This is a genomic window from Patescibacteria group bacterium (assembly GCA_026397045.1).
Taxonomy (GTDB): Bacteria; Patescibacteriota; Saccharimonadia; order CAILAD01; family BJGX01; genus JAPLVO01.
In genome coordinates, this window is sequence record JAPLVO010000011.1 from 1 (window position 1) to 11161 (window position 11161).

At 44.2% G+C, this 11161-nt stretch carries 8 protein-coding genes; all 8 read left to right on the top strand.

Features of this window, described 5'->3' with window-relative positions; translation table 11 throughout:
- Positions 1-534: hypothetical protein (locus NT111_02140; GenBank protein ID MCX6804790.1), on the top strand; the 534-nt coding region annotated here is incomplete at its 5' end.
- A gap of 60 nt (positions 535-594) precedes the next feature.
- Positions 595-750: a hypothetical protein gene (locus tag NT111_02145; GenBank protein ID MCX6804791.1), complete on the top strand. Its 156-nt coding sequence runs from the start codon at positions 595-597 to the stop codon at positions 748-750.
- Positions 751-1028: 278 nt separating this feature from the next.
- The gene (gene uvrB / locus NT111_02150; GenBank protein ID MCX6804792.1) at positions 1029-3020 is read left to right on the top strand and encodes an excinuclease ABC subunit UvrB; all 1992 of its coding nucleotides are present in this window, start codon (positions 1029-1031) and stop codon (positions 3018-3020) included.
- Entirely contained in the window at positions 3017-4141 is a 1125-nt protein-coding gene (locus tag NT111_02155) for a hypothetical protein (GenBank protein MCX6804793.1), read from the top strand. Before uvrB ends, NT111_02155 begins: the two co-directional genes overlap by 4 nt.
- An 80-nt stretch (positions 4142-4221) precedes the next feature.
- The gene (gene uvrA, locus NT111_02160; GenBank protein ID MCX6804794.1) at positions 4222-7035 is read left to right on the top strand and encodes an excinuclease ABC subunit UvrA; all 2814 of its coding nucleotides are present in this window, start codon (positions 4222-4224) and stop codon (positions 7033-7035) included.
- Between the two features lie 175 nt (positions 7036-7210).
- Entirely contained in the window at positions 7211-8533 is a 1323-nt protein-coding gene (locus NT111_02165) for a hypothetical protein (protein MCX6804795.1), read from the top strand.
- A 123-nt stretch (positions 8534-8656) separates the two neighbouring features.
- The gene (locus tag NT111_02170) at positions 8657-10471 is read left to right on the top strand and encodes a CSLREA domain-containing protein (protein ID MCX6804796.1); all 1815 of its coding nucleotides are present in this window, start codon (positions 8657-8659) and stop codon (positions 10469-10471) included.
- Positions 10472-10493: 22 nt separating this feature from the next.
- Positions 10494-11161 (top strand): deoxyribodipyrimidine photo-lyase (locus NT111_02175; protein ID MCX6804797.1); only part of this gene is annotated, 668 nt, incomplete at its 3' end.

Here is an 11161-nt window from a genome sequence, read left to right on the forward strand (position 1 = left end):
CCCACGGTCACATCTAACGCTAGTTTTTCTGCTGGTAATAATATCGCCAATGAAATAATGGCCCCTATGAAAGATGGTAAAATACAGCTTTGGAGCTCGGCCCCAGTCGATACAGTAGTAGACCTGATAGGCTATTACGCCAGTAGCGATATATTAGTCACGGGCAGAAATTACATACTTCCTACTGCCGTAAGAGTGTATGACACCATCAGCCCTACTAAAATAGATTTAACTAGTTCTGCTACTTCTCCGCAAGCTGTAACGCTAGCAGGCAAAGGCGGCCTGCCGGCCACTGTCCAGGCTGCTATAGTTAATGTCACCGTTAACCCCGGCCCTAATGCTGGCTACATACGGATCTACCCTTCAGGTTCTGAAGCAATAGTATCAAATATTAATTTCATGGCGAATCAGACAGTGGCGAATCAAATAATTCTTCCTGTAGGCGCCGATGGTAAGGTAAATATCAAGGCCTTCGGCGCATCAGCAGCCACATCTCTGTCGTTTGATGTAGTTGGCTACACTCTTGCCAATTGACACCACCGCCAAATAGTTTTAATCTAATAAGTAACCATTACCAATATTAAAGGAGTAAATATGCCAGTAAAAAAACCCAAAACACGCACCTCTAAATCAACTTACCAGCCAGCCACAAAAACCAATCAACTCACAGTCGTTATAATATGTTCTTTATTCGTCGTAGTTGGCCTGTTCCTGGTCTATAAAAGCCTCGCGGCTGTTACCATGAACTAATACTTTCAGCACCGTTTACATATTTCTTTTAATCCATAGCCATAGTCGAAATAGCAAAATACATCTAGAAAAAATTGCTTGACAATAAACTTATGCTAATAGATAATAGGTACCAAGTATAATTAAAAAACAAAAATGCTTACAACAAAAAATAAACAAATACGAATACAATATTATAGTTCCGAATCCGATGTTAGAGTGTTGGCGATAAGTAAGCCATCCCTCTTAAGTATCATCCGTTCAGTACTAGTAAGCCGATAATTTGCTACAATAGTAGCATGGGTATATTTCAGCTTAAAAATCACTTTTCTCCTAGCGGTGATCAGCCTGCTGCTATTAGTTTGCTTTCGGCTGGGCTAAGAGGCCAGCCGAAAAGCCAGCAGACGCTTTTGGGCATCACTGGTAGTGGCAAGACTTTCACTATGGCAAATGTAATAGCTAATTATGGCAAGCCAACTCTGATACTTTGTCACAATAAGACTCTAGCCGCGCAGCTGTACGGTGAGTTCAAAGAATTTTTTCCAGATAATGCCGTACACTACTTTGTGAGCTACTTTGACTACTATCAGCCAGAGGCCTATATAGCCCGAAGTGATACCTATATAGAAAAAGATAGTGCTATCAATGAGGAGATAGATAGATTGCGCCATGCTGCAACATCGAGCTTACTTAGCCGAAAGGATGTAATTATAATAGCTTCAGTTAGCTGTATATATGGCATCGGTAGTATAGAGGATTACGCCGGGATGACCATTAAGCTAAGAGTTGGGGATATGCGCAAGCGAGATAAGCTACTCCGGCAGCTTAATGACATACAATATCAGCGCAATGATATCAGCTTTGAGAGAGGTACCTTTAGGGTCCGAGGTGATAGCTTGGATATATTCCCGGTGGCCGAGGACTGCGCCTACAAGATTGAATTCTTCGGTGATGATATCGATAGCATCAAGAGAATCGACTACCTAACAGGGGAGGTGGTTGCGCAGATTCAAGAGCTGGATGTATTTCCAGCAAAGCATTATGTAACTCCAAGAGATCAAGTTAATAGAGCGATAGAAAGAATCAAGTTGGAGGCTAAAGAGCGAATTAACTGGTTCAAAAGTAACGCAAAGCTTATTGAAGCCCAAAGGCTAGAGAGCAGGATAAACTACGATATCGAAATATTAGAGCAAACTGGCTATGTTAAGGGTATAGAGAACTATTCCCGGTATCTTACGAATCGTGAGCCTGGCGAGCAGCCAGCAACACTTATGGATTATTTCCCAGATGACTTCCTGATGATGATCGACGAAAGCCATATGTCTATACCGCAAGTCGGGGGTATGTATAGTGGGGACCGTGCGCGCAAGGAGAATCTCGTCGAACATGGGTTCCGTCTGCCGTCAGCTCTGGATAACAGACCACTTAATTTCTCTGAATTCGAGAGGCATATTAGCAAAGTAATATATGTCTCGGCTACACCAGGAGATTATGAACTATCCAAATCAGATTCTATAGCCGAACAGATTATCAGGCCTACGGGGCTGTTAGACCCAAAATTGGAGGTTAGGCCAAGCGAGCATCAGGTAGATGATTTAATAGCGGAGATACGAAAGCGAGTAGCTAAACACCAGCGCGTACTAGTGACTACTCTGACAAAACGCATGTCAGAGGACCTCACCGATTATCTTGTAGAGCTGGGCATAAAAGTCCAATACCTGCATTCTGGCGTAGACACTCTAGACCGAATCGACATATTAAGGGACCTCAGGGCTGGCGTATATGATGTACTAATTGGTATTAATTTGTTGCGCGAGGGGCTAGATTTACCCGAAGTTAGCCTGGTGGCAATCATTGACGCCGATAAGGAAGGGTTTTTGCGATCCGAGACATCGCTAATCCAGACGATCGGACGCGCCGCCAGGCACCAAGAAGGCACGGTAATTTTGTACGCCGACAACATGACTGGCAGTATGCAGCGTGCAATCGAAACTACCAAGAATCGTCGAAAGCTGCAGGAAGTATATAACAAACAAAACAATATTACTCCGACCTCAATCCAAAAGGCTATTGCAGAAAGTATGCGAGCCGAAACTGAGGCTGAAACAGTAGATGTCGAAGCGATTGATTTTTATAAGGTCCCCAAAGATGAATTGTTGTATTTAGAGAAACAGCTAACCGAGCAAATGGAGATGGCTGCCGCCAACTTACAGTTTGAAAAAGCCGCCGAACTACGCGACCAAATAGAAGAAATTACAGATGTGGTTAAAAGCAAGAAGATCAGCAAATGAGTGACCCAACATCACAATCAGAACCTAATAAATCAACTACTCCAGGTAACACTGAAACAGGCTCTCCAGACAATAAAGCCGAATTAAATGGGGCACTTAAAAATCTGGCTGAGACTGGTAATGAACAACACAAGCGTGACCAGGCATTTGAAAAGTATGCAGGTTATGGCCCGCAGTATCAGAAAGCTAATGCCGAAAGAGCAGCCAGCGCCAAGATAAAAGTCGATGAGTTTGGCCCAGTGACTATAATTGCTAGTATTAATGTCGACCCACAAACAGGCACAACAATCGACGGGCATGATTACAATCCAGAAGCACAGAGCCACAAAGATATCGAGCAGGCCTGGCAAAAATATTTACTAGAGACCCCAGAAGCAGAGAGATTTGTAGTATTTGAGGGTGATAGCGAAAGCTTTACTGATCGTGATACAGCCATCAGGCTCAGAACCGAAGCCGGGATGATGATGTTTTTTGCAGATGAGTTAGGGGTAGACAGAGTTAGTGGTGAGCCAACAGATCTGCTGGTAGCTGACGAATTAGAAAAGGCTGGTATAGCGCGAGAAGAAACTGCTCTACTATTTACATTACGATCTCTAGCAACTCACGAAAGTGATAAGCCGATAGGTGATATGAAATATGACTTCTATCCGCATCTGGAATCGGTGGGTTTTGAGGGGTTTCCTGTATATAGTGAAGAAGAAAAGAAGGTATTCGCTCAATTAGTAGACGGAGAGTTTACTGATCAAAGCCACGAGGCAGTAACTAAACGAGCAGAGATTAATCAAGAAATATTTGAAAAAGTCAGTCCATTTGTTGAGGCCTGGAACAAATCACTGAATGAATATGGACTACCACAACTAGTCGTTACAGAAAGCCAAGAAATAGTTTTTGAAGACCCGAAATCAAGAGGCGATGTTGCTAAAAGTGCTAATCCTGCAGCAGAAGGCATACACTCAAAGAGAATGGCAGCAACAACTGAAATTCGTGATAGACATATTCTGGACACTATTGCAGATGCAACAAGAGCAGGCAAAAAACCATTTGTGGTCTATGGAGGCTCACATGTTGTTTCTCTCGAGCCAGTCCTAGCAGAATACTATGGCAATGTTCAGTCAAGCTAACTCTTGAATAATATTGACTTCAAGCGTACAATTGATAGCTGATTTTACACTCTAAATAATTGCTAAGGTTAGGAGAACTGATGCACGACAAAATAATTGTTAAGGGTGCCCGCGAGCACAACCTAAAAAACATCGATGTCGAAATACCACGCGACAAGCTAGTAGTGATTACTGGACTCTCAGGAAGCGGCAAATCGTCTTTGGCTTTTGATACAATTTATGCCGAAGGCCAGCGACGATATGTAGAGAGTTTGAGCGCCTACGCCCGCCAGTTTTTAGGCCTCATGGAAAAGCCCGATGTAGATCAAATAGATGGTTTAAGCCCTGCCATATCTATTGACCAAAAATCTGCTAGTCGCAACCCACGCAGCACCGTCGCTACTGTAACTGAGATATACGACTACTTACGACTGCTATTTGCGAGAATAGGGGTTCCTCACAACCCAACGACAGGCGAGCTATTAACGAAGCAGACTCCACAGCAAATTGTAGATTTAATACTAGGTTACGACAAAGACACTAAGCTAGTACTGTTGGCTCCGATCGTAAAAGACAAAAAGGGAGAGCACCTACACCTGCTCAGTGAGATAAAAATAGCTGGGTACACCAGGGTTCGTCTCAATGGCAATATTATACCTATCGATGAGGTGCCAAAGTTGGATAAGAAAAAAAAGCACACCATAGAGGTTGTCACAGATCGATTAACCATCGATATGGATAATTCTCAGCGGCTGGTGGAATCTGTGGAATCCGCTTTGCGACTAGGCGATGGCGTGATAAGAGTGCTTAACTTTGATACTAGCGAAGAAAGACTGTATTCCGAGCACTATACTACCGCAGACTCAGAGTTCGCCCTACCAGAGATAGAGCCAAGACTTTTTAGTTTTAATTCTCCGCACGGAGCTTGCCCAGCCTGTACTGGCTTAGGTGTTTTATCGGTGGTAGATCCAGAGCTAATAATACCCAATAAGACCCTAAGTGTCTTAGAGGGTGCAATCAGGCCTTGGAGCCGAACAACTCAGCGCCTGAGCTGGTATACCAAGCTACTGCAGTCTGTGGCTAAGGCACATAAATTTAGCCTCGATAAGCCGGTAGGTAAGCTGACCCAGGACCAGCTTTATGTAATCCTATATGGTACTGGGGAACAAGAGATTGGCGTACCTGGGCCAGCAGGCAGGATCTACAAGACCAAGTTCGAAGGAATTATCCCCAATCTAGAGAGACGCTACAGGGAATCAGATAGCGACTTTGTCAAACGCGAGATAGAAAAATACATGACCAGCCAAGTTTGTGGCGTATGCGACGGCAAACGCCTGAAGCCCGAGGTATTGTCTGTCACGATAGGCGATAAATCAATCGCCGACATTTCTGCGATGACTGTGGAGGATGCCCTAGCATATTATCAGTCTATTGATCTTAACGATTTAGAACTAAAGATAGCTAGCCAGATTATCAAAGAAGTCCTGGCCAGATTAAAGTTCTTAAATGATGTAGGCTTAAGCTACCTTAGCCTAGATAGGAGTGCCAACACGCTGGCCGGAGGAGAAGCTCAGCGAATTCGCCTCGCCACCCAAATTGGCTCTAGCCTTATGGGGGTTTTGTATATTCTCGATGAACCGTCAATAGGCTTGCATCAGCGTGATAACGATCGATTGATTAAAACTTTAGTGAGGCTCAAAGAGCTTGGTAATACTGTGATAATAGTCGAGCATGACGAGGATACAATAAGAACGGCAGATTATGTTATAGATATCGGCCCAGCAGCCGGTGAACATGGTGGACAGGTGGTTGCAGCTGGCACCCCTGCAGAAGTGGCTAAAACCAAGGGCTCACTTACGGGAGAATACCTCTCAGGGAAAAAATCCATAGCAGTCCCCAGCAAGCGGCGGAAGCCAACTGGTAAGACTATTAGAATAGTTGGTGCTAGCGAACACAATCTAAAAGATGTTGATGTTGAAATCCCACTAGGAATTATGACGGTAGTAACAGGAGTGTCGGGATCGGGCAAAAGTTCACTCATCAATGATATTCTAGCTCGAAAGCTAAGCCAAGAGTATCATCGCAGCCAGCAACCAGCGGGTAAGTGCAAGGCTATCGAAGGCACAGAAAACCTAGACAAAGTTATAGATATAGACCAAAGCCCAATTGGCCGCACCCCCAGAAGCAATACGGCAACCTACACCAATGCCTTCAACGATATTAGGGAGTTATTCGCCATGACCCCAGAGGCCAAAATAAGAGGCTATTCTGCTGGCAGATTTAGCTTTAATGTTAAGGGTGGGCGCTGCGAGAACTGCAAGGGTGATGGAATAATTAAAATAGAAATGCACTTCCTGCCCGATGTGTATGTGACTTGTGATGTCTGTAATGGTAAGCGCTATAACCGCGAGGCTTTGGAAATAGTATTTAAGGGCAAAAACATTGCCGATGTTCTAGCCATGACTGTAGAGGAGGCCAGTGAATTTTTCATAAGCATACCTTCAGTCTGCAGGAAGATGGAGACATTGAAAAGTGTAGGGCTAGGCTATATAAAGCTAGGCCAATCGGCCACAACTCTTTCTGGGGGGGAAGCTCAGAGAATAAAACTAGCATCAGAACTTAGCCGCAGGGCGACTGGCCGTACTTTGTATATTCTCGATGAGCCAACTACTGGCCTACATTTTGAGGATGTCAAAAAGCTACTAGAAGTCTTAAATGCGCTGGTTTCAATGGGCAATAGCGTACTTATAATCGAGCACAATCTTGATGTTATTAAGTCCGCGGATTGGGTTATAGATTTGGGCCCAGAAGGTGGCAGCAAAGGCGGCACTATTATGGGTAGTGGAACACCAGAGGCTATTTCGAAGATACCGAAATCTTATACAGGAAAGTATCTAAAGCGGCTGCTCAAATAGAGCTAGCCTTAATATTGCGTTAACTACCCAAAAGCCTTATGATTATGTTGTTACATAATATAAAGGCAAAGTAATTATTTATCATACGAGTCCATCAGCTTGCTTATATAAGAAAATAAGGTATTTTTTCGCAGTAACCCTTCTCTTAGGGCTACTTTTAGTAATCCAGCTCGCAATGGCACCAAAGGCAAAGGCCACCACATATAGTGTTACGACTCTATCGGGCCCTGGTATATGCGATGTGGTCAGCGCAATTACAGCCATAAACAATGCAGCCGCATACAATGGATGTGCGGCGCCAACTAGCTCAAATACCATTAGTATGTCGGCTGGAACCTACAGCCTTATTGCCGACTTGCCAGCTATAACTACCGATGGGGACTTATCGATAGTAGGAGCCGGACCATCTCTAACCATAGTAGATGGTGGGGGACTTTATTCGGGTGTTGATATCAACCCGCCATCAGGCAATAACAATTATTTACTCAGCAATCTCACCTTGCAGAATTTTATTGCTGGCTCCACAAGCTATCCTATAATTGGCTATGATGGCAATTTTACACTTGACAATGTCATAGCTAGAAACAATACCTGTCAGGCCGGATCGGGTGCTCCCGTTTGTGTGCTATTGGGGAGCTCTTCGGGCAATGACTCCAGCATAGTGATAAGCAATAGTGCTTTCTATAATAATACGGCCTTTATTATAATTGGCTTAGGCAACGGAATTAACGAGGAATCTCCTGGTGGTTCGGTTTCAGCCAATATTTTCAATAATACATTCTCCACTAATAATGGTGTAGTGATCGGTGTTGCTAATAGAGTAGACGGCGAGACTGTAGTAGTAAACCTCACTAACAATACTATTGCTAATAATTCAGTTTCAGATTTTCCTAATGCCGGCCCAATAGTTATTAATTTCAGTGGGGGTAGTTTCGATACTTATAGTTCTGTTGTGAATATTAAGAGCAATATATTTTACTCCAATACAAACAGTTCTTCATCGCTAAACTGCCTAACCCCAGCACTAATTGGCGCCAACGGTTCTCTTGTTTCCCAGGGCGGCAATATATCTAGCGACGCAACTTGTAATAGCTACTTTACTGCACCTAATGACTTAGTTAGTACGGACCCCTTGATAAACAGTTTGTATTTGGATAATGGTACTTATGTACGGCCACTAGCTAGTAACTCTCCAGCAATTGGTAATGCAATTGCCTCTGGAGCACCATCCGTAGACCAAAGAGGAGTATCTAGGCCCCAAAATAGTACATATGATAGTGGAGCATATGAGTACCAGATATTCACCCCTACCCCTACCCCCACTCCTACCCCAACTCCAAAACCCAGTTCTGCTAAGCTTGCCAACACGGGCTTAGATGTTAGAGCAATATTAATTTTAGCCTCACTTTTTGTAGCCTTAGGTATTTTAGGCACTTATTACTCCGTGCATCATCGATCCAAGGACAAACTTAAAAAACAAATTAATAGCCTTAGATAAGGCCAAGGCTGTATAATAAATTTAAGGTAATAAAAATAGTTAAGCACACAGCTTGCTAGAAAAAGTCAGGGAAAAAGTATCAAAAAATTAATCTTAACTATACTATTTTCAGCAAGTATCTTTATGCTGGTATTTTATATTGGCCGCAGCTCATTTGGTATCGGCCCGCCAGCCGCCAAAGCCGCAGATAGCGACATCACCAACGGTATTACGGTAGACTCCACCCTAGATACTCCAGACGCCACTATTGGTAACGGTATATGCGACGACGGTGCCGGCCACTGCACTTTGAGGGCAGCCATTCAAGAAGCCAACAGCGCGCCAGATGCTAGCAGTATAGCTTTTGCTATCGCTGGCAGTGGCGTGAAGACATTTTTGCCAGCCACTCCACTGCCGGGTATTATTGAGCCACTTACAATAGATGGCTATACCCAGACGGGGGCTAGCCCAAACACGGCCGTATCGCCCCGGCCATTTAATGGCACCTTACTAATCGTGATAGACGGCTCTACTTCAACGACGCCAAACTCAAACGGCATAACTATTAATGCTAGTAATGTGGTGGTGCGGGGTCTTGTGGTGCACAGTTTTAGTTTTGATGGCTTTAATGTAAACGGCAATAGCAATATCATAGCGGGCAGCTACATTGGCACAGACCAAACCGGCCTGCTTGACAAGGGCAATACCGAAAGAGGTGTGGGCAACGGCCCAGGCACTAGCAGCAATCTAGTGATAGGTGGCCTAGACCCAGAAGATAGAAACATCATCTCTGGTAATGACGGCCCTGGCATAAGCCCAAATGCCGGGAGTACCGGCTGGAAAGTGCTAGGTAACTATGTAGGTCTAGGTAGTGATGGCCTCACTTCTGTTGCCAATAGCACCTACGGTGGCCCTGGTGGCTTGTCTATAGATAACGACGACGACCACTGGGTGGGCGGTGATCAGCCTGGCTCAACCAATGTTATTTCTGGTAATAATTCTTTTGGGATATTTCCTGACAACACCAAAAATCTCACGATTCAAGGCAATATTATTGGCCCAGACTGGAAAGGCGATCCGCTGGTAACTAATCCTCAGCTGGGCGGAATTGGCTTGCCACCTCTTACTGGGCCTATCAGCACAGTTCTAATAGGCGGAACCAGCCCATCTCAGGGTAATCTAATTGCCTATAATAAGGGCACCGCCGTAGCTATTCTCTCGGCTACAAATGCAGGTCTGCCACTTTACAATTCTAGTGATGTGGCGGTGCTTGGCAACAGTATTTATGGCAATGTGGCTGAAGGTAGCTTTCCGCTCAGCAAGTCGGCCCTTGGCATAGATCTGGCTAACATGAATTTGCCAGAATACACAATTACGGGCCTTGGCCCTACGCTCAATGATGCTAGTGACAGTGATGCTGGCCCTAACTACTATATGAATTTCCCGGTAATATCTAGCGCTGTACAAAACTCAACCCAGCTTGCAGTAGGCTTCAGCCTAGACGCCGCAAACAGCACGGTGGGTGGGCAGTATAGGGTGGAGTTTTTTGTAAATGACAGCCCAGATGTAACGGGCTACGGCGAAGGCCAAAAGTACCTAGGCTACATAAATACCACTAACGGCAGTGGCAAACAGGCCAATCTAGTACTCGATGCCGGCACAAATTTGTCTGGCAAAGCGCTATCTGCCACAACCACAGCACTTAGCAATTCCACAGCAAGTGGCTTTGGCTCAACTAGCGAATTCGCTAAAAACATATCTGTTAATGTAATAGCCACCCCCAGGAGCAGTACTTTAGCTAAAACCTCAAATGACACGATTATGGTTGTATCTTTGCTTGTCTATGTACTTTTATTTGAAGTACTTGTGGTATTTAGATTGGCGCAATTATATGGAGGTTTTGGTAATTTACTTAAGTTGGCAAAGCAGCGAGCTAGCTCAAAAATTAAGCGCTCTTAACTTATTTATGTATAATAATGTAATGAACAGCAGAATACTACCTCTCAATAATCAAGCAGTCAGCGAGACAGGCCAGTGTGTTATTTATGTGATGAGTCGAGATCAAAGAGTTCAAGATAATCACGCCCTTTTGCGCGCCAAGCAAATCGCCACAGAAAACAAGCTGCCATTGGTGGTGGTATTTAATCTATTGTCAAAATCTGGTGATAGATCCCAAGAACACTACCAGTTTATGCTGGCAGGCCTTAGGCAAGTCGAGCTAGAGCTTGGTAAGTTAAACATTGAGTTTGTTTTGTTTTTTGAAGACCACGCCAGCCAGCTTTTAGAAAAGCTAAACGAATTAAAGCCGGCCGCACTAGTTTTTGACTTTAGCCCTCTTAATGGACCTAAGCAAATCAAAGATTACATTGCAAAAAATGCTACTTGTAGCGTTGAGGTGGTGGATACTCATAATATTATTCCTACTTGGGTGGCATCAGAGCACGAAGAATTCGCCGCCCATACTTTTCGCCGCAAAGTACACTTGCATCTCATAAGCTGGCTAGAGGAACCAGCAAAACTTCAAAAGCACAGCTTTAAGCTAAAATCAGCCCTAACTCCTAATTGGTCTCTTGCAGACAAGATTGCCCAAAAAATTAAGCCAAATGGCACTCATATTGGCCAGATATCCGGCTCAGCTGCTGGCCTAGA

Excerpts from the sequence above, each read along its gene's own strand:
- NT111_02145 (MCX6804791.1), top strand. The coding sequence starts at position 595 with ATGCCAGTAAAAAAACCCAAAACACGCACCTCTAAATCAACTTACCAG.
- uvrB (MCX6804792.1), top strand. The coding sequence starts at position 1,029 with ATGGGTATATTTCAGCTTAAAAATCACTTTTCTCCTAGCGGTGATCAG.
- NT111_02155 (MCX6804793.1), top strand. The coding sequence starts at position 3,017 with ATGAGTGACCCAACATCACAATCAGAACCTAATAAATCAACTACTCCA.
- uvrA (MCX6804794.1), top strand. The coding sequence starts at position 4,222 with ATGCACGACAAAATAATTGTTAAGGGTGCCCGCGAGCACAACCTAAAA.
- NT111_02165 (MCX6804795.1), top strand. The coding sequence starts at position 7,211 with ATGGCACCAAAGGCAAAGGCCACCACATATAGTGTTACGACTCTATCG.
- NT111_02170 (MCX6804796.1), top strand. The coding sequence starts at position 8,657 with ATGCTGGTATTTTATATTGGCCGCAGCTCATTTGGTATCGGCCCGCCA.